The organism is Kribbella catacumbae DSM 19601 (assembly GCF_000372465.1).
Lineage (GTDB): Bacteria > Actinomycetota > Actinomycetes > Propionibacteriales > Kribbellaceae > Kribbella > Kribbella catacumbae.
Genome location: NZ_AQUZ01000037.1, coordinates 19757 through 38135, shown reverse-complemented (window position 1 = coordinate 38135; position 18379 = coordinate 19757). Strand labels below are relative to the sequence as shown.

Sequence of the window (18379 nt, the reverse complement as noted above, 5' to 3'; positions counted from 1 at the left end):
GCCGGGTCTCCGCAGGCCGCCCGTGGTCGCGGACAGCGAGCACCCCCCTCCACATTGTTGCCACAAGCACGTACTGTGGTCTCAGGCGTACCAACAGTCACTACCGTCACACGCCCAACGGGAGACCACAATGCCCACAGCGACACGAGGGGCAGCCGGCCTGATCCTGCTCGGTGCCCTGCTCGCCCAAGCCCCACTGGCCGCCGCCTACGAGCCGCGGGAACCCTCGTACGCGAAATCTTGGAGCGAGCTGGCGCAGGAGGTGATTCGCACCGCGCCGGACTCGTCGATGCTGCGGGCAACGGCTCTGGCGGATCAGACGCAGCAGGTGATGCGCTGCTTCAAGCTCGAGACCGAGAACTACTGCCTCGGGCTGGGCTTCGTCGATCAACTGCCCAGCGGAGCGCAGCTCAGTGAGCTGACGAGCGCACCCGCGGCGGCCGCCGACGCTCAGAGCGTCGCCGAGCAGGACATCGCGACCGGGGCGCTGACGCCTGCGGAGTTCGTGACCGAGCGGTCCTCGCTGTCGGACGGCGTACGGCTCAACGCGGAGCTCGAGGAGATGCAGGCCGCCTGGGACGGCCGCGACAAGGCCCGCGCGCTGCGTGAGCTCGACTCGTCGACCAACGATCAGACCCCGACCACACCTGCGCCGACTCCAGCGCCGACCCCGGCACCGACACCTGTACCGACCCCGTCCGCGCCGACGGTGACCACGCCGGCCTCACCCGGTACGCCGAAGCCGAAGCCGTCCGCGCCGGTGGTGAAGCTGCCGTCCTCGTCGTACATCATGAAGGGCTTCCAGACCTCGCAGGAGAAGGGGTACTGGTGTGGTCCGGCCACCTTCCAGGCGATCGACTGGGCCGACGACAAGCAGAAGGACACCCAGGCGTCCTGGGCCAAGGACCTCGGCGCGACCAGCTCCGGTACGGCGATCTCGGCGATGGTCAAGCAGACCAACCTGAAGACGAACTGGGACCTTGCGGCGGGCAACTACATCGTCCAGAGCGTCGGCCATTGGAACACGCAGAAGTTCATGGCCGTGCACCAGAAGCATCTCGGCGACGGCAAGCCGGCACCGGTGATCGAGCACGTGCAACTGCTGAAGCGGTACTTCCCGTACCTCGCGTTCAACCACAGCGGGCACTACCAGGTCGGTCGCGGGTACGACACGAAGAAGGGCACCATCGGCATCTTCGAGGTGTTCAACGAGCGCCGCTTCAACAGTCGCGGCAATGTCACCGACGGGCCGAAGAACATCCCCGCCTCGGCGTTGTTCAACGCGACCCTGGCCAACTCGTTCAAGAACATCGGTCTGTAGGCGAATGCGTCGTTCACGGCTACTAGCCCCGGTTGTCCTGGTCGCGGGCCTGGGCCTGCTCGCGAGCGCATGCTCATCAGACAAGCCGGAGAGCGCTCCCCCAGGCACTCCGACCACTGGTACGCCGGGTGCTACCCAGAGCCCGGCGGCACCGGACAGCACGTCGACCCCCAGCATCCCGCCGACCCCGGCCGGTCCACCGACCTTCACCAAGATCCTGAAGCAACCGGTCGACGGTCAGCACGTCGTGACCCAGCAGGAGAAGTACCTGGTCACCCGCAGCAGCGATGAGGCGGGCACGACGACTGTGACGGATCGGACGACCAAGCGGGTCGTCGTCAAGCACGTGCCGCCGGCTGGGTTCGTCGCGCAGTCGCCGGTGGTGATCGACGACCGGTGGGCGCTGATCGAGGACATCCGGGACGGCGGACCGAACCCGCAGATCCGCGCGTCCCGCTACGACCTGACCACCGGCAGGGGCGTCGACCTGGCCACGCAGAAAGCGCTCCCCCGCATCTCCGAGCCCGAGATCGGCGCAGCCGGCGGGACCTTCGCCTACAGCAGCACCGACGCCAAGCGCAGGTCCTGCCTGGTGATCGCCGAGCTCGCGACACTGAAGTCGCGCACGGTCAGTTGCGTGGCCGAACCGGGGTATGTCGCCGATCCGGTCGTCTCGGCCGACTCGGTGACCTTCAGCGAGATCACCTCACCGGAGACGACGCGCCGCTGCAAGCGGCTGCTCACCGCGCCGCTGACCGGCGGCGTGGCACAGCCCATCGCCGCAGCGAAGAACTGCATCCAGTGGAGCGGGGCCTCGTTGCGCGGGGCAACCGTCTGGTCAGAGGTCGGCGCCTCGGACCCGGACCAGTACCAGAGCACCGGCTATGTCCGCGAGACGACCGGTGGAGCGGCGCGATCGATCGGATCGATCGTCACCGACACCATCGTTGCCTGCGGCAACTGGATTCACTGGGAGGTGCGCACCGTCACCGAAGGCGTAGAGCGCTTCCAGCTCCAACGCTGGCAACCCGGCGTCGCCCGCCCTCAGCGCATCTACGCCACTCCCCCGGACGCCGCCATCACCCCACCCACCTGCCAGGACGGCAACCTCATCTTCGAGGTGGCCCACCTGGGCGCCGGCTCGAAGTACACCGAAGCCCTGCAGGTGACCACCGCGTAGCTAGACCGGCAGACCGCGGGAGCGGAGGTGCGTGCGGAGGGTCGGGGCATTGACGAAGGTTTCGGCGTCGATGCCCACTGCGCGGGCGGCGATGACGTTGTAGTCCTTGTCGTCGGTGTAGAAGCTCCGGGCCGGATCGAGGTTGTAGCGCTCGAGCAGGATCCGGTAGATCTTCTCGCCGGGCTTGACAGTCTGCTCGGTGCCCGACACGACCTCACCGGTGAAGCCGGTCAGGATAGGGAACGCCTCCTTCGCGACCTCCCACTTCTCCGCCGAGAAGTTCGTCAGCGCGTACGTCGGGATGCCCTGGTCGCGCAGTTCGGTGATGAGCTCGGCGGTGCCCTCGATCAGCCCACCGACCATCTGGAGCCAGCCGGTGTCGTACGCCTCGATCCACTCCGCGTGCTCCGGGTGCAGCGAGCTCAGCTCCGCGACCGCTTCGACCCACGTCCGGCCGGCGTCCTGCTGCATGTTCCACTCGGGCGTCGCGATCTTGGTCAGGAAGTGCTCGCGCTGCCCGGCGTCCGGGATCAACTCGCGGTACAGGTAGTCGGGGCTCCAGTCCAGCAACACCCCACCGATATCGAACACCACGTCATCAACACTGCGCTCGGTCATACCGGCAACCCTACGAAACTCCTGGTCAGCACCGCAGGTCGGCTAAGCGCTGGGGACGGCATCCTGGACGAAGTGATTCGCGTTGGCTCGGGCATGTAGGGCCGGGGCCAGGGCTAGCTGGCCGACGAAGAGGACGGCGCCCAGTACTGCGCAGCCGATCCAAACCGTAGTACCGCCGGCGTGTTCGAGGGTGTTGGTGCCGAGGAGGGGGCCGATCACGCTGCCCAGGCCGAACGACATGCTGCCGGCCAGGCCCATGTAGCCGCCGCGCAGGTCGACCGGCGCGAGGTCGGCGAGGACCGCGCCGATCACGGCCGCGAAACCGATCTCTCCGATCGTCCAGACCACAACAGACAGCCCGTATCCCCACCAGCTGTGCACGATCGCACCGAGCCCGAAGCCCAGTCCGACGATCAGCATCGAGCCGGCCAGCAGTTTCGGCCGGTCGAGCGCTGACAGCCGCCGGTTGACCAAGGGCTGCACCAGGACGATCACCACCCCGTTCAGCGCGATCACCAGCCCGTAGGTCGAATTCGCCAATCCGTCGGCGGCCATTGCCAGCGGCAACGTCGAGTAGCCCTGGAAGTAAATCGTCGCGTAGCCGACATTCAGCAGGATCATCAGCAGGAAGGTGGTGTCCCGCAACGCGACCGGCAACAGCGCCCGCCGCGGTCCTTCGTCGAGCACCGGCCGGGTCTCGGGCACCATCCGCCAGATCACCAGGGCCGCGACGACCGACGTACCGGCGTTGATCCAGAAGAGCCAGTTGTAGCCGATGCTCGCGAGCACGCCGGCGCTGACCGTGGAGATCGAGAAACCGAGGTTGATCGCCCAGAACAGCAACCCGTACGCGCGAACGCGCTCTCTCGGCTGGAGCAGATCGGCGACGGTCGCCGACACCGCGGGCCGGAACAGGTCGCCCATCAGGCCGACGATGAACGCCGCGGCCCAGATCATCACCATCGAGCGCGCCGATCCGAGCATGATCAGCGCGACCGCAGTACCGAAGAAGCCGATCAGCATGGTCCGGCGACGGCCGAACCGGTCGGACAACCAGCCGCCGACGAGCTGCGAGACCACCGAGCCGGCACCGACCGCAGCCGCCACGGCACCCGCAGTACCGGCCGACAGGTGGCGGTCCTGGGTCAGGTACAGGACGAGGAACGGTTGGACGAAACTGCCGAGCCGGTTGACCAACTGACAGACCCACAAGGCCCAGAAAGCCCTTGGCAGGCGGGGAGCGTCGTTCATGCCTCAACTGTCGAGCCATCCGGCGGAGCTGTCGAACATTAGGCCTGGAACTAATCCTTCGCCGGGCCTAGGGTTGTCAGCGTGATCACTCTCAGGCTGCGCAGCGACGACGTGAGCCGGATCCGGTTCGCGTTCTCGCCGGTCTGGGAGACGGTGACGAGTATCCGGGCGCTCAGCAACAGTACGTCGAGCAGCGTGCACGGACCGTGGCTGCGCAAGGTCCGGCCACTGCTGGAGAGCGAGGACCTGTCGTTGCTGAAGGCCCTCATCCCGCCGATCAACTACATCCCCGACTTCATCACTCCAGCCCCGCCGCGCCGCTCGACCAGCTTCGAGTCGGGCCTCGCCGCGATCGCCGCCACTCCCCTGGACCTCGTCGTCACCGAGCTGACCCGACTGCACGAGCCGGCACCGCACCCGTTGCTGCCGGAACTGATCGCCAAGCCGGCCAAGGCGCTCGACCGCATCACCTCAGCACTCGACGCCTACTGGCGCCTGGCCATCGAGCCCGACTGGCGCCGGATGCGGTCACTGCTGCAGGAGGACCTCGCGTTCCGGCTGGAAGAACTGGCCAGCGGCGGCGTGGAGCGGGTCTTCCGCAATCTCCACCCGTCCGTCCGCTTCCGTGGCGACCGCATCGAGATCGAACGCCCGTACACCTACTACGGCGAACCGCTGCCCGGCCAGGGCCTGCTCCTAGTGCCGTGCGTCTTCACCTGGCCGGCCGCACTTCCGGTGACCGGGGCACCGCACGTCCCGACGATCACGTACCCGCCGCGCGGACTCGGCCGGCTCTGGCAGAACCAGGAGGACGTCAGCGAGTCACCGCTGGCCGAGCTGGTCGGCAGGACGCGAGCCGCGATCGTCAGCCACCTCGACCTGCCGATGTCGACCACCCACCTGGCCCACCAGCTCAGCGTCTCGGCACCGACCTTGAGCGTGCATCTGAGCATCCTCCGCGCCGCCGGCATCGTCGGCTCCCGCCGGGACGGCCGCGCGGTGCTCTACTCACGCACCTCCCTCGGCAACCAGTTGCTCGCCGCTTCACGACCGGCCGCCTCTGCCTAGCCGAAGGACGCCGGGTCCACCTGCACCCGCACAGATCCCAAAAGCTTCTTCGTACTCCGAGCCGCCTGCCCCTCCTTGAGCGCCCGGGCAAGGCTCAACCCAGCCGCCCGTGGAGTCCGCAGGACAGCCCGGGAAGTCTCATCGTCGATCGCCACCGGACCGAGAACGTCCAACCCTGCTTGGGGATCCATCAACTGCCGCACTCGTGTGACGAGATCCGACACCGCGTCGGTCGGTCCAGTCAGTTCGGCCAGCTTCGCGGCCGGCGCCAGCCGCGCAGTACGGCGCTCCTCCAGCTCTCGTGCCGCGAACCCCTCAGGGCTCCACCTGACCACCACCTGCAACGGTGTGGCTGACGGCTCCCCCACCATGATCACCGCGCCCCCATCACGAGCAGACCGGACCAGAGCGGCCGCGTTGAACCATCGCCGCACCGCCTCCTCGGGCGCTCGCAGATCTGGTCGCGCCAGCAACAACCAGGTGTCGAGCAACAATGCCGCGCTGTAGCCACCGGCTGCGACCGGCTCCGCGCCCGGCGTCGTCACGATCAAGGCCGGCTGGTCCGAGACGGAGTCCAGCATGTTGTCGCCGCCCGAACTACGGACGAGCACCCCCGGGAAGGCGCGGCCCAGCTCCTCCGCGGTACGGCGGGCTCCGACGACCGCGGCGCGCATGCGCGTGTCGCCGCACTCCGGGCAGCGGTGATCCGCCGCCGGCCGCCCGCACACGCTGCAGCTTGGCGGTCCCGATCCACCCGTACGCCGGAGCGATCCGCCACAAGTCGAGCAACGCGAAGGTTCCCGGCAGGTTTGGCAGACAAGGCTCGGCAGATACCCGGCCCGCGGAACCTGGACCAGTACCGGTCCCGTCTTCAGCCCCTGGCGCGCGATCTCGAAGGCCCGGTGGGGCAGCCGCGCCGCCCGGGCCGCCGGATCCCGCGCGAGATCGGTGTCGGACTCCCCCGTGATGTGCACGGACGGCGCGGCCGCCCGGATCACCGTGCGGTCCGCGATCAACTCGACGGCCCAGCCGGACTCGATCAGCGCGGCAGTCTCCGCGGAGCGCGCGAACCCGCCCAGGAGAGCGGCGCACTTCTGCCGATGGGCGCGCAGCAGCAACACCTCGCGGGCATGCGGATAGGGCGCGCGCGGTTCGGCGTACGAGTCATCGCCGTCGTCCCACAAAGCCACCAGACCGAGGTCGGCCACCGGAGCGAAGGCCGCTGCCCGGGTCCCGATGACTACTCGCGCGCAGCCGCGCAGGGCGGCAAGGAACGCCCTGTACCGCGCGGTCGGACCGAGATCGGCGGAGAGCGTGACGAACCCGTCCGGTCCGAGCACCGCAGTACAGGCCGCGGCCAGTCGCTCGAGGTCGCGCGCATCCGGAGCCAGCAGCAAAGCGCCGCGACCTGATGACGCGCAGACAGCCGCCGCCTGGGCGAAGGCGAGCGCCCAATCAGCCCCCGGTACTGCGGTCCAGATCGCGCGCGGCGCCTCGGAACGGGTCAACGCGTCGAGGAAGCCACCAGCCCTCGGGTACGGCGCCCACTCCGAGCGCGAGGTGGACGTCACCGGGCGGACGGGTTGGGAGCACTTGAGGTCCTCGGCCTCGACCTTCGCGTGACGGGGTGGCACGGCCAGGCGGGTCACGTCGGTGAGAACTCCGGCGTACCGGTCGGCGACGGCGCGGCAGAGGTCGGCGACCTCCGGCGTAAGCACTCGCTCGGGCGAGACGACCTTGCGGATCCGGGCGAGCTTGCCCTCGTGCTCGGAGGACTCCAGCCGCTCCAGGACGTAACCGTCCAGGTCCTTGCCGGCGAACCGCACCTTGATCCGCGCACCCGGCTGGGCCGCGTCGGCGAGGTCGTCGGGCACCAGATAGTCGAAGGGCCGGTCCAGATGCGGCAACGAAACGTCGACCGCGACCCGGGCAACCGGCAACGACGACGTGATCCCGGCCGGCTCCTTGGTCCGGGAACGCCGAACGGTCTCGCGAAGCAGCGTCAACTGCTCAGGTGAGTCCCCGTTCTGTGCCACCCCGGAACTCTAGTCCGGTGGAACGAGAAACCGCCCGCGGCCATCCACAGGTCGCGGGCGGTTTGTGGAGAACTACTTGTTGACGGCGGCCTTGAGCTCCTCGACGCGGTCGGTGCGCTCCCAGGTGAAGTCCGCGCCGGTGCGGCCGAAGTGGCCGTTGCGCGCGGTCTGGGCGTAGATCGGCCGGAGCAGGTCGAGATCGCGGATGATCGCGGCCGGGCGCAGATCGAACACCTCGAGCACCGCGTCGCTGATCTTGTCCACCGGCACGGTCTCGGTGCCGAAGGTGTCGACGTAGAAGCCGACCGGCGCCGCCTTGCCGATCGCGTAGGCGACCTGGCACTCGGCCCGCGCGGCCAGGCCGGCGGCGACGATGTTCTTGGCCACCCAGCGCATCGCATACGCCGCCGAGCGGTCGACCTTCGACGGGTCCTTGCCGGAGAAGGCGCCGCCACCGTGGCGCGCCATCCCGCCGTACGTGTCGATGATGATCTTGCGGCCGGTCAGGCCGGCGTCGCCCATCGGGCCGCCGATCTCGAACCGGCCGGTCGGGTTCACCAGCAGCCGGTAGTCGGTCGAGTCGATGTCGAACTGCTCCAGCACCGGATCGACGACGTGCTTCTTCACGTCCGGCGTCAGCATCGAGTCGAGGCTGATGTCGGCGGCGTGCTGGCTCGACACCACGACGGTGTGGATCCGGACCGCCTTGTCACCGTCGTACTCGACCGTGACCTGGGTCTTGCCGTCCGGGCGCAGGTAGGCCATCGTGCCGTCCTTGCGGACCTCCGACAGCCGCGCGGACAACCGGTGCGCGATGGTGATCGGGAGCGGCATCAGCTCGGGCGTCTCGTTCGACGCGTAGCCGAACATCAGCCCCTGGTCGCCGGCACCCTGCAGGTCGAGCTCGTCGTGCGAAGCGTCCGAGCGGGTCTCGTACGCCGTGTCGACGCCCTGCGCGATGTCGGGTGACTGGCTGCCGATCGCGACCGTGACGCCACAGGAGGCGCCGTCGAAACCCTTCAGCGACGAGTCGTAACCGATCTCGAGAATCCGGTCCCGGACGATCCCCGGGATGTCCACGTACGCCGTCGTGGTGACCTCGCCGGCCACCACAACGAGCCCGGTGGTCACCAGGGTCTCCACCGCGACGCGGCTCTTCGGGTCCTCGGCCAGCAGTGCGTCGAGGATCGAGTCGCTGATCTGGTCAGCGATCTTGTCCGGATGACCCTCGGTCACCGACTCGGACGTGAAAAGGCGCCGTGCCACGGATTCTCCCTGGAATTCCTCGTCTGCCACCCGACAGGGAAGGTCGTCCCCCGTCCGCGCATCGCCTCACGCGATGTTGATGGGAAGTATGCCAGCAGATCCGCTCAGCGGCCCGGAAGACGGGCCGATTCGCCCAATTGATGAGATGTCCCATCACATCCTGGACACTCAGGCGTGAATCGGCCGAGGTAATTCTCGACACACCAAGGAAGGCTAGCCTTCCCTAACCCAACCATCCGCCCACTTCTGCAGCGGCTTCAGCGCGGCGTGCAACTCGCGGCCGAGCGGCGTCAACTGATGCGCCTTGGCGTCATCCTGAGTCACCAGACCGGCGGCGCGCAGCTCTCCCAGCCGGGTGTTCAGCACGGTCGGCGAGATGTCGTCGCACTGCTGCTGCAACGCCCGGAACCCGATCGGTCCCTCCCGCAGCTCCCACAGGATCCGCAGGGTCCAGCGCCGGCCGAGCAGGTCGAAGGCGGCCATGATCGGCCGCCCGGTCGTCGACCCCCGGACCGGGCGACCCGGCAACGGCACCTCCGGCATGATCCACCTTCTCCCTTGTGCTACGGATTAAGTAGCAGGACACTTGCTATCAAAACCGTAGCATCTGGGCTGGAGGATTGTCATGACATCGAGGCTGCATCCCGTGGAACCGCCGTACTCGGACGACGTCGAGCGGTTGCTCGGCAAGTTGATGCCAGCCGGCACTGGTCTCGAGCCGCTGGCGCTGTTCCGGGTGCTGGCGCTCAATCCGGAGCTGGCGAGCCGTGCGCACCCGATGGCGTCCGGGCTGCTGGTCAAGGGGTCGTTGCCGGCCCGGGATCGGGAGATCGTGATCTGCCGGACCACGGCCCGCGCCGGCGCGGAGTACGAGTGGGGTGTGCATGCGGTCTTCTTCGGGCCGCAGGTCGGCCTCGATGAGGCGACGCTGGACGCGCTCGCCGTCGCGGAGGCGGACGTCTTCACCGCCGCCGACCGGTTGCTGGTGACAGTGGTCGACGAGCTCCACGACACCGCGACCGTCTCAGGGTCATCGTGGAGCGCTCTCCAGGACCGGTACGACGATGCTCAGCTGATCGAACTCGTCCTGCTGAACGGCTGGTACCGCACGCTGTCGACGCTCATCAACGCCACCGAGCTCCCTCTGGAGCCTTGGGCCCGTCGATTCCCGGCGGCCTAGGCGTGGGCGCCTACCGTCACTTCTCCGATCGTCAGGACCGGGGTCGCGCCGACGATCGCGCCGAGACGGCCGGCCTCGGCGTCGAGCTGGCGGCACTGAGCAGCCTTGAGGGTGCGGAGCGGCTCGACGGTGAGGTGGAGCTTGCTGCCGCTTCGGCGCTGGTGCCACACGCCGCCGACGATGCCGTCGATGAGCAGGAGCGGATAGTTGCCGGCCTGTCCTCTCGCGAGAGCGCGATCCCAGGCCTTGCCGGGGAAGAGTAGTTCGCGTGGATGACTGCCGACGCCGTACGCATCGAAGTACGGGAGCAGGCGGATGCCGCGGGCCGGCTCGGCGGTGAAGTCGGTGTCGCCACGGACCAGGAAGGCGGACTGGCCGTTGAGGACGACTTCTTCGAGTTCGCCGGCCAGTGAGGAGAACAGCTTGGTGGCGGAGGCCGGCGAGATGCTCAGCCATCTCGCGAAGTGCTGCGGGGTCGCCGGGCCGTAGGACCACAGGAATCGGCGCACGATCGCAGTGAGCGCTCTCTCGGTGCTCTCAGGCTTGAACGGCGCGAATCGATGCGGGTTGGTGTAGGTGGTGTTGCGGCCACGGTTCGGGCCGTAGCAGAGCACGCCGGCGTTCGCCGCGTCCGAGATCGTCTGCCGCCACCGGGGCCAGTAGGTCTGGAAGGCCGGCATCACCAGATCCCCCGCCCACGAACCGGTACGCCCGACCACCTCGTCGCCGAGCTCGTCGACGGTGAGGTCGTCATCGGCCAGCGCCTCGCCGATCGCGGCGATCACCTGGTCGATCTGCTCCGGAGTCATCCGCATCTCCTGCGACACCGAGGAACGCGGGCGAGGCAGCGCAGACAGCCCACTCACCCAACTGGCCAGCTCATCGGTCGGCAGCAGATGGACGGTCCCCCGCGGCCCGAACGTCTTCACCAGACTCCGGTCAACCCACAGAGCCCGCTGAACATCCTCCCGCGTTGCCCCCTCCAGCCGGAGCGCCACAGAGATCTCCCCCGCCGACAACACCTGCGCATGCGCCCCAGCCATCGCCCGTACTACGTCCGCCGCGCCACCCGCCGAGGGCACGCTCAGGTGATGCCGCGCCATCCGCCGCGCGACAACCGACTCCCAGCTCAACTCCAGAACGCCCATAGGAAAGACCCTAGAAGGAGAAGCGGTCAGATTCTGTCCGCTGGGGTCTCGAGTAGGCCGAGAACACGCTCGGCCTGCAACTCAGCGCTACCAGCCGGATTGCGATGCGCCGCAACACCACCGGGACGGATCAGGGTCAGCCAGAACATCGCCCAGAGACAACGTGCGGTCCGGAGCCGCTCGGGGTCCACCGGGAAGCCGGCGTTCAGCGGCCTCTCCAGCTCATCTGCTGTCGGGCCAGCCAGCCACTCGGCGGCTGCTAGGTGAGCCTGGGCGATGATTCCCGATCCGTTCCACGATGAGATCGCTTGCCGGATCCGCTCGACGAAGGCGGCGTGCTCGATTGGTACCAGGCCCATCGGAGGGATGGACCAAAGCTCGGCAAGGGCCGTATGGAGGCCTTCGAGCTGGCCTGCGGTCAAGAGGCCGGTCATCGGGGTGCCCTGGAGTCGGCCCATGGTGATTGAAGGTTGCGGTGTTAGCGGTGCCGGTCGCGCGAGCCTGATCGGGACCGGAACCAAGTCGGGCCTCGCGGCGGAGATCACCCGCAGGGCCGTCCACTCGCGCAGATGCTCGTCCCGGCTCCAGCCGACGTACGTCTTGGTGACGACCTCACCGCTGACATCGACCTGATGCGTTTGACTCACCATCTCCCCCTCGCCTCCACGGCAACCGACCGACCACTTTATGCACCGGCCAGGCGTTCTACCCGCGAGTAGCCGCCTGGCCGATGCACAAAGTGGAGCTCGAAGGCCCATGGTCGCCTGGGGCGAGGGTCCAGACGAACGCCTCGCGAGGGCCTCCGTCCGCTCGGACCGGACGTCCACGCATACCTAAGTCACTCCAGGCGAGTCGACACGCCGACAGGAATCGATTGCCAACGAGGCTAGGTATGCGTGGCGGTCCGCAGCGTCAGCGCGGGAAGCCTCACCGACCAGGGCGGGATGGTGGTGGAGGTGTGGCTTGTGGGCCGGGTGAGGGCGTGAGTCAGCGCCAGTGGGTGGCTACGAGGTTCCAGATGACGCCGGCCAGGGCGTCTTTGCTGCCGGAGGGGACGGGGAGGGCGGCGCCGTCTCGGTCGAGGATGACGGCTTCGTTTTCGTCGCTGCCGAAGACTTTGCCGCCGGAGACGTCATTGACCACCAGGAGGTCGCAGCCCTTGCGCTCGAGCTTGGCGCGGCCGAGCTCCAGCACGCTGTGCTGGGCGTCGCCAGTTTCGGCGGCGAAGCCGACGATCACTTGGTCGGTGCGCTGGCGGTCGTGCGAGATGGTGGCGAGGATGTCCGGGTTCTCCACCAGGTTCACGGCCGGTACCGAGCCGTCGCCGGTCTTCTTGATCTTGTGCTCGGCGACATCGGCCGGGCGGAAGTCGGCCGGAGCGGCGGCCATCACGATGGCGTCGGCATCGGAGGCGCGGCCGGTGATCTCGTCGTACAGGTCGCGGGTGCTGGTGACCGGGACGACCTGGACGCCGGCCGGGTCAGCGAGCTCGGAGTTGGCGGCGACCAGGGTGACCTTGGCGCCGCGGGCGGCCGCGATCCGGGCCAGCGCGTAGCCCTGCTTGCCGGAGGAGGAGTTGCCCAGGTACCGCACCGGATCGAGGTGCTCGCGGGTGCCACCCGCGCTGATCAGGACGTGCTTGCCGGTCAGATCGGCGACCGAATGGCCGGCGGCGCGCGCAGCCTCGTCGGCCAGCATCAACTGGCTGATCGCGAAGATCTCCGACGGCTCGGGCAGCCGGCCACGGCCTGTGTCCGTGCCGGTCAACCGGCCCACGGCGGGCTCCAGCACGGTGATACCGCGCGAGCGCAGGGTGGCCACGTTGGCCTGGGTGGCCGGGTGCTCCCACATCTCGGTGTGCATCGCGGCCGCGAACAGGATCGGGCAGCGGGCCGTCAGCAGCGTGTTGGTGAGCAGGTCGTCGGCCAGCCCGTGGGCGGCCTTGGCGATCAGATTCGCGGTCGCGGGCGCGACGACGACCAGCTCGGCGGCCTTGCCGATCCGGACGTGCGGAACCTCGTGGACGTCGTCGAACGGGTCGGCCGTGACCGGCTGACCCGACAGCGCCGCCCAGGTGGCGGCGCCGACGAACTCCAGGGCGGCCGAGGTCGGCACCACCCGGACACTGTGCCCGGACTCGGTCAGCCGGCGGAGCAGATCACAGACCTTGTACGCCGCGATCCCGCCACCGACGCCGAGAACAACCGACGGCCGACCACCTGTCGCTGTCATCGACGGATGGGACTAGGACTTCTCCGCCGCGGCAGCAGCTGCTTCCGCCTCGGCCTCAGGGTCGATGTCCGTGCAGGTCAGTACACCCTCGTTGATCTCGCGCATGGCGATCGACAGGGGCTTTTCCTGGACGTGCGTCTCGACCAGCGGTCCGACGTACTCCAGCAGGCCTTCGCCGAGCTGGGAGTAGTAGGCGTTGATCTGCCGCGCCCGCTTGGCCGAGTACAAGACCAGCTTGTACTTCGAATCGGTGTGGGTGAGCAGGTCGTCGATCGGCGGCGAGGTGATGCCGATGGCGACGGGCTGGTTGCCAGACAAGTGTCAGCTCTTTCCAGAGATATTGGGTGATCGAATCAACTTTACCAACTGATCGGCCGCTTCCCGAACCGACGCGTTCACGATCGTCACGTCGAACTCCTTCTCGGAGGCCAGTTCGAGGGTCGCGGTCTCCAGCCGGCGCTCCCGCTCCTCGGGGGTTTCGGTGCCCCGGCCGACCAGCCGGCGGACCAGTTCGTCCCAGCTCGGGGGTGCCAGGAAGACGAAATGCGCCTCCGGCATCGTCTCGCGGACCTGCCGGGCACCCTGCAGATCGATCTCCAGCAGCGCGGGCCGGCCCTCGGCCAGCTTGTCCAGCACCGGCTGCCGGGGCGTCCCGTAGCGGGCCGCCTTGTGCACCACGGCCCATTCGAGCAGCTCGTCGTCGGCGATCATCCGGTCGAACTCCTCGTCGGAGACGAACAGATAGTGCACGCCGTGCTCCTCGCCCGGCCGGGCCTTGCGGGTCGTGGCCGAGACCGAGATCCAGATCTCCGGGAAGCGCTCCCGGATATCGGCTGCGACCGTGCCCTTGCCGACCGCCGTCGGACCGGCCAGCACGGTCAGCCGGGCTCCGCCGGCACCGCCCTGGCTGCCCTCGGCCGAACCGCTCCCCGTGACCACGCCTGTCTCCAGCTCACTCGACATCGGATCGGTCGGCCGCGACGTCACCATCGGCGTCACTCGGCGAACTCGCGCATCAGGGCCGCGATCTGGTTGGTGCCCAGACCCCGTACCCGGCGGGTTTCGGAGATACCGGCTCGCTCCATGATCTGCTGGGCCCGGACCTTGCCGACGCCCGGGACGCACTGCAGCAGCGCGCTGACCCGCATCTTGCCGATCACGTCGTTGGTCTGTCCCTCGTGCAGCACCTCCGTAGGAGACGCCCCCGAGTGCCTGATCCGGTTCTTGATCTCCGCACGCTCACGCCGTGCGGCAGCGGCCTTGTCCAGAGCAGCCGCGCGTTGCTCCGGGGTCAAAGAAGGAAGTGGCACCGTCTCACCTGTCCCGTTGTGTGTCTTCGCAGGTGAACCTAGCCAAACACTCCCTCTGACAGCAAACAACACACCAGGCGGCGACGACGGTGCCGAACTACCGTCGTCGCCGATCCGGCCGGGGCCGTGGCGCTAGGTGATGGTGAGGCAGCCGACACAGGTCGACACGCCGCCGTCAGGGTTGGTCACCGTGATGTTGCGGACACCCGCCGCGCCGGAGATCGAGGAGGTGGTGATGTTGATCAGGTTCGGCGACCGGCTGATCATCAGGATGTTGATCCCGGACCCTCCGGAGAAGCTCACCTGGCTGGCCGAGGTGAACCCGCTGCCGGTGATCGCGAACGACTTGAGCAGTCCCCTGGCCACCGTGCTCGGCGAGGCGCCGGTCACGATCGGCGGCGCGTTCACGATCAGGCAGTTGGTGCAGACCGCGTCGAAGGTACCGGCCCGGCTGACCACGATGTTGCTCCGGCCGATGGCCGCCGAGGCCGAGGTGTTGATCACCGCGTTGATCCGGGTGGCGCTGACGAAGGTGAAGGACGTCATTGTCACCCCCGCCCCGGTGAAGGACGGAACCGACGCGGCCGTGAAGCCGGTGCCGTTGATCGCGACGGTCCGGCCGGTCAGGCCCTGGGCATGGGCGTTCGGCGACAACGACGTGACCGTCATGGCACTGCGCAGTACGAAGACGACGTTATTGCTGACGCCGATGTTCCCAGCCGTGTCCGTGCTGGAAGCACTCAGCGTGTAGGTCCCGGCAGGGAGGCCCGAGACGCTGGCTGACCAGGCGCCTGCGACCGCAGTACTGGGCAAGGTAGCCACCACTGCTCCAGAGGTGCCGCTGCCCGCGTGGACCTTCAAGGTGACCGCAGTAGTGTCACCGGCCAGCGTGCCGGTCGTGCCGGACACCGTGAACGGCGCCGTCGAGGTTATCGCCGTGTTGTTGACCGGACTGGTGATCCGGACGATCGGCTTGGCGGTGTCGACTGTGAACGTCGACGTACTGGTACCGACGTTGCCGGCCGCATCGGTCTGGGTGGCCTGTGCCGTGTAGGTGCCCTGCGGAAGGGCTGCAGAGGTCATCGCCCAGGCGCCGGCCGTGACCGGCACAGCCACCGTCTGGCGCGGTGTACCGGTCGCAGTGGCGCCGTTGTAGACGCGCACAGTCGCCGTGGCGACATCACCGGTCGCGGTCCCACCGGTGCCGCTGATCGTCGGCGTCGTGTCGTTCACGCGAGAGTTGTTCACCGGCGCTGCGATCACGACCGCCGGCGGTGTCAGGTCGATCGTGTCGGAGACCACGAACGTCCGTGGCGCACTGATGCCGGTCAGGCCGTTGCCGGTCTGCTTGACCTGGACGGTGTAGGTGCCGTTCGCCAGCGGGCCGGGGAACGTGGTGGTCCAGGCGCCGCTGTTGTTGGTGGCGGTGGCCGACAGCAGCGGCGTACCGGTGCTGTACGAGCCGGTGTAGACGTCGACCGTGACGTCGCCACCCGTCGACAGTCCAGTACCGGCGACCGTCGGGTTGGGCGGGACCATCGGGGCGGTCGGCGCGGTGATGACCGGGTTCGGGACGGTCTGCCCGCCGCTCATCACCTCGGCAACGGTCTTGATCGAGATGCCGCGACTCGCGTTGGCCGTCACCCAGTCCATGAACTGGGCGAGCGTCGTGTCGGAGACGGGACGGTAGCCGGCCATACAGGCGTCGAAGTTCGCGGCGCCCTGGTAGCAGATCTCATGGAAGAGCATCGGCACCCAGCCGCCGGCGCGCTCTGCGGGACCGTTGACAGCGTCCTGCAGCGACTGCAGCGTGATCGCGCCGTCGTACGTCGTACCGAGCGCCTTAAAGCTCCAGGGCTCCGGTGGCGGGACCGCCTCGCTGTAGAGCGGGCCACCCACCAGAAGGCTGCCGCCGGTGCGTCCGGACTGGTAGCCACAGCCCTTGATGATGCTGATCGCCTGCGCGTTGAAGGCCGCGAACGGGTAGGCGAAGCTGAGCGGTGAGAATCCCTGCTGCTGCAGCCGGGCCCGGTCGTTGCAGGCCTGCTGCCAGCGGTAGTCGAAGCTCGTGTCCGCCGCGGTCAGGTTGACGTGGTCCTGGGTGTGGCCGCCGATGTCGTTGCCGTCGGCGCGCAGGTTGTGGATCTGCGCCCAGGTCATCGTGCCGATCTCGGCCGCGTCCACCGGCCCGCTGTTGATGTAGAAGGTTCCGTGCAGGTTGCGCGACGAGAAGATCGAGCGCAGCCCGTACTGACTGGCCAGACCGTCGTCGAAGGTCAGCGAGACCGTCGTCGGCCGGGGCGGCAGCGGCGGCTGCGGACCGGCACCCATCACGTCGCGGACGCGCTGGATCGACGTACCGGCCGGGGCGTCGCCGCTCTGCAGCCAGTCGAGGAAGGCTGACAGTACGGAGGCGTCGAGGGCCTGGTAGGTGGTCATGCAACTGGCGTAGTCCGAGGCGCTCGACTGGCAGACGTGGTTGAAGGCGATCGGTACCCAGCCGCCACCGTTGCTAGAGGCAACATTTACCGCGGTCTGCAGGTCGGTGAGCTGGATCGGCCCGCCCGGCAGGTTCGCAGTACTGAGCCGGAAGGCATTGGCCGGCGGCATCTGCTCGGCGTACGGGCCGGTGGTCGCGGACAGGCCGCCGACAGTCCGGCCGGACAGGTAGCCGCAGCCCTGCACGATGCTCTCGGCATTCGCGTTCACCGCGGCGAACGGATAGCTGAAGCTCTGCGGGTCGTAGCCCAAGGTGCCGAGTCGTTGCTTGTCGCCACAGACCTGGTCCTGCTTGTACGCCTGGTCTGTCGCCGGGTCGGTGAGGTCGACGTGGTCCTTGCCCAGGCCACCGATCTCATTGCCGTCGCGATAGACCGCGTCGGCGTGCCAGGTGGCCATGTAGCCGGGCGCGTTCACCTCGACGACCTTGCTCGACAGGTAGAAGGTGCCCGGCACGTTGTGGGCGAGCAGTACCGGCCGCGCATGGAGGTACTGCGACATCAACCCGTCGTTGAACGTCAGGGAAACAACAGTCTCCCCCGCGGCCTGCGCCTGCGTCGTCACCGTGAACTGGCCGAACGAGACGACAACCGCCAAGGCGGCACCGATCCGGACGGCGCGCGATTTGAACAGACCTGATACTGACACCGAGGCCCCCCTGGCATCTGCTGCGGATCCAACCCAGGACAGCTCGGCTGAAGCGCAACTGTCCCCCCGCAGATGAGGCTAGCACCGGAAGACCGTTTCGGATATGGGCTCAGCTCAGCTTGGGGATGTCCACCTTGCAGGAGTCCTTGGCCTGGGTGGCGATCGCCTTGTACGCCGTGGTGACGCCGCCGAGCTGCTTGGTCAGCCGGGCCAGCTCCACCTCGTTCGTCCCGGCCTTCTGGGCCTTTTCGGCGAACGCGACGATGACCTTCCAGTCATCCTTGACGTCGGCCGGCGCGGTGTCCTGCAGCTTCTTCGCGTCCTCGAGGATCTTCACGTAGTCGGCCGGGTTCTGCGGATCGACGTTGGTCGCCGCGGCGGCGTAGCCGGCCAGATCGACGCAGTACGCCTGCTCTTCGGTGCAGGCGGTCAGTCCGGCGGCCGCGATCACGATCGTCGCGGTCAGAGCGGTGCGGCGCATCTGGTACTCATCCTCCGAGGGCTTGCGGTTGGAGCGGATCAGGCTACCGCCCCCCACACCATCCCCGTTCATTCGCCCCGTTTTGTCCGCTCGCCTGCCGGCGGAGCTGAGTTGAGTGACAAAACGGGGCGAATGAACGGG

At 68.1% G+C, this 18379-nt stretch carries 17 protein-coding genes; 4 read left to right on the top strand and 13 right to left on the bottom strand.

What is annotated here, in order from left to right; genetic code table 11:
* Positions 1-130 precede the first annotated feature (130 nt).
* Positions 131-1321, top strand: a complete 1191-nt coding sequence (locus A3ES_RS0130800; RefSeq protein ID WP_020390699.1) for a C39 family peptidase — start codon at positions 131-133, stop codon at positions 1319-1321.
* A 4-nt stretch (positions 1322-1325) separates the two neighbouring features.
* A complete protein-coding gene (locus A3ES_RS0130795) occupies positions 1326-2501 on the top strand; it encodes a hypothetical protein (RefSeq protein WP_020390698.1) in 1176 nt (391 codons plus the stop codon).
* On the opposite strand, the gene A3ES_RS0130790 is transcribed toward A3ES_RS0130795, so the two are convergent.
* Together A3ES_RS0130790 and A3ES_RS0130785 are read right to left on the bottom strand one after the other, a co-directional pair.
* On the bottom strand, positions 2502-3119 hold the full coding sequence (locus tag A3ES_RS0130790; RefSeq protein WP_020390697.1) for an HAD family hydrolase: 618 nt from the start codon (positions 3117-3119) through the stop codon (positions 2502-2504).
* A gap of 42 nt (positions 3120-3161) precedes the next feature.
* Positions 3162-4370 carry an MDR family MFS transporter gene (locus A3ES_RS0130785; protein WP_026163364.1) on the bottom strand — a complete coding sequence of 403 codons (1209 nt, stop codon included), beginning with the start codon at positions 4368-4370 and terminating at the stop codon, positions 3162-3164.
* An 81-nt stretch (positions 4371-4451) separates the two neighbouring features.
* On the opposite strand from A3ES_RS0130785, the gene A3ES_RS0130780 reads away from it, so the two are divergent.
* Positions 4452-5438: an ArsR/SmtB family transcription factor gene (locus A3ES_RS0130780; protein ID WP_020390695.1), complete on the top strand. Its 987-nt coding sequence runs from the start codon at positions 4452-4454 to the stop codon at positions 5436-5438.
* On the opposite strand, the gene A3ES_RS0130775 is transcribed toward A3ES_RS0130780, so the two are convergent.
* The 3 genes from A3ES_RS0130775 to A3ES_RS0130765 all read right to left on the bottom strand — a co-directional run bounded on the left by A3ES_RS0130775 (position 5435) and on the right by A3ES_RS0130765 (position 9283).
* A complete protein-coding gene (locus A3ES_RS0130775; RefSeq protein ID WP_020390694.1) occupies positions 5435-7474 on the bottom strand; it encodes a primosomal protein N' in 2040 nt (679 codons plus the stop codon). The two genes, A3ES_RS0130780 and A3ES_RS0130775, sit on opposite strands and share 4 nt — an antisense overlap.
* Positions 7475-7546: 72 nt before the next feature.
* A complete protein-coding gene (gene metK, locus A3ES_RS0130770) occupies positions 7547-8740 on the bottom strand; it encodes a methionine adenosyltransferase (RefSeq protein WP_020390693.1) in 1194 nt (397 codons plus the stop codon).
* A 213-nt stretch (positions 8741-8953) separates the two neighbouring features.
* Positions 8954-9283: a winged helix-turn-helix transcriptional regulator gene (locus tag A3ES_RS0130765; protein WP_020390692.1), complete on the bottom strand. Its 330-nt coding sequence runs from the start codon at positions 9281-9283 to the stop codon at positions 8954-8956.
* Positions 9284-9365: 82 nt separating this feature from the next.
* On the opposite strand from A3ES_RS0130765, the gene A3ES_RS0130760 reads away from it, so the two are divergent.
* Positions 9366-9920 (top strand): carboxymuconolactone decarboxylase family protein, encoded by a 555-nt coding sequence (locus tag A3ES_RS0130760; protein WP_040455948.1) that lies wholly within the window; start codon positions 9366-9368, stop codon positions 9918-9920.
* Here the strand turns inward: A3ES_RS0130760 and A3ES_RS0130755 are convergent.
* From A3ES_RS0130755 to A3ES_RS0130715, 8 genes are all read right to left on the bottom strand, one after another.
* Entirely contained in the window at positions 9917-11068 is a 1152-nt protein-coding gene (locus tag A3ES_RS0130755; RefSeq protein WP_020390690.1) for a winged helix DNA-binding domain-containing protein, read from the bottom strand. The genes A3ES_RS0130760 and A3ES_RS0130755 overlap by 4 nt on opposite strands.
* Positions 11069-11094: 26 nt before the next feature.
* Positions 11095-11715: a hypothetical protein gene (locus A3ES_RS0130750; RefSeq protein ID WP_169501816.1), complete on the bottom strand. Its 621-nt coding sequence runs from the start codon at positions 11713-11715 to the stop codon at positions 11095-11097.
* A gap of 340 nt (positions 11716-12055) precedes the next feature.
* The gene (gene coaBC, locus A3ES_RS0130740) at positions 12056-13300 is read right to left on the bottom strand and encodes a bifunctional phosphopantothenoylcysteine decarboxylase/phosphopantothenate--cysteine ligase CoaBC (protein ID WP_020390687.1); all 1245 of its coding nucleotides are present in this window, start codon (positions 13298-13300) and stop codon (positions 12056-12058) included.
* Positions 13301-13312: 12 nt separating this feature from the next.
* Positions 13313-13618 carry a DNA-directed RNA polymerase subunit omega gene (gene rpoZ / locus A3ES_RS0130735; RefSeq protein ID WP_020390686.1) on the bottom strand — a complete coding sequence of 102 codons (306 nt, stop codon included), beginning with the start codon at positions 13616-13618 and terminating at the stop codon, positions 13313-13315.
* A gap of 3 nt (positions 13619-13621) precedes the next feature.
* Positions 13622-14299 carry a guanylate kinase gene (gene gmk, locus A3ES_RS0130730; RefSeq protein WP_020390685.1) on the bottom strand — a complete coding sequence of 226 codons (678 nt, stop codon included), beginning with the start codon at positions 14297-14299 and terminating at the stop codon, positions 13622-13624.
* Complete coding sequence (gene mihF / locus A3ES_RS0130725; protein ID WP_026163363.1) at positions 14296-14610, bottom strand: integration host factor, actinobacterial type; 315 nt, start codon at positions 14608-14610, stop codon at positions 14296-14298. Before mihF ends, gmk begins: the two co-directional genes overlap by 4 nt.
* A gap of 132 nt (positions 14611-14742) precedes the next feature.
* Positions 14743-17757, bottom strand: a complete 3015-nt coding sequence (locus tag A3ES_RS51710) for a polysaccharide deacetylase family protein (RefSeq protein ID WP_020390683.1) — start codon at positions 17755-17757, stop codon at positions 14743-14745.
* Between the two features lie 109 nt (positions 17758-17866).
* Entirely contained in the window at positions 17867-18238 is a 372-nt protein-coding gene (locus tag A3ES_RS0130715) for a hypothetical protein (RefSeq protein ID WP_040455959.1), read from the bottom strand.
* Between the last annotated feature and the right edge of the window lie 141 nt (positions 18239-18379).

Excerpts from the sequence above, each read along its gene's own strand:
- A3ES_RS0130800 (WP_020390699.1), top strand. The coding sequence starts at position 131 with ATGCCCACAGCGACACGAGGGGCAGCCGGCCTGATCCTGCTCGGTGCC.
- A3ES_RS0130795 (WP_020390698.1), top strand. The coding sequence starts at position 1,326 with ATGCGTCGTTCACGGCTACTAGCCCCGGTTGTCCTGGTCGCGGGCCTG.
- A3ES_RS0130790 (WP_020390697.1), bottom strand. The coding sequence starts at position 3,119 with ATGACCGAGCGCAGTGTTGATGACGTGGTGTTCGATATCGGTGGGGTG.
- A3ES_RS0130785 (WP_026163364.1), bottom strand. The coding sequence starts at position 4,370 with ATGAACGACGCTCCCCGCCTGCCAAGGGCTTTCTGGGCCTTGTGGGTC.
- A3ES_RS0130765 (WP_020390692.1), bottom strand. The coding sequence starts at position 9,283 with ATGCCGGAGGTGCCGTTGCCGGGTCGCCCGGTCCGGGGGTCGACGACC.
- A3ES_RS0130760 (WP_040455948.1), top strand. The coding sequence starts at position 9,366 with ATGACATCGAGGCTGCATCCCGTGGAACCGCCGTACTCGGACGACGTC.
- A3ES_RS0130755 (WP_020390690.1), bottom strand. The coding sequence starts at position 11,068 with ATGGGCGTTCTGGAGTTGAGCTGGGAGTCGGTTGTCGCGCGGCGGATG.
- coaBC (WP_020390687.1), bottom strand. The coding sequence starts at position 13,300 with ATGACAGCGACAGGTGGTCGGCCGTCGGTTGTTCTCGGCGTCGGTGGC.
- A3ES_RS0130715 (WP_040455959.1), bottom strand. The coding sequence starts at position 18,238 with ATGCGCCGCACCGCTCTGACCGCGACGATCGTGATCGCGGCCGCCGGA.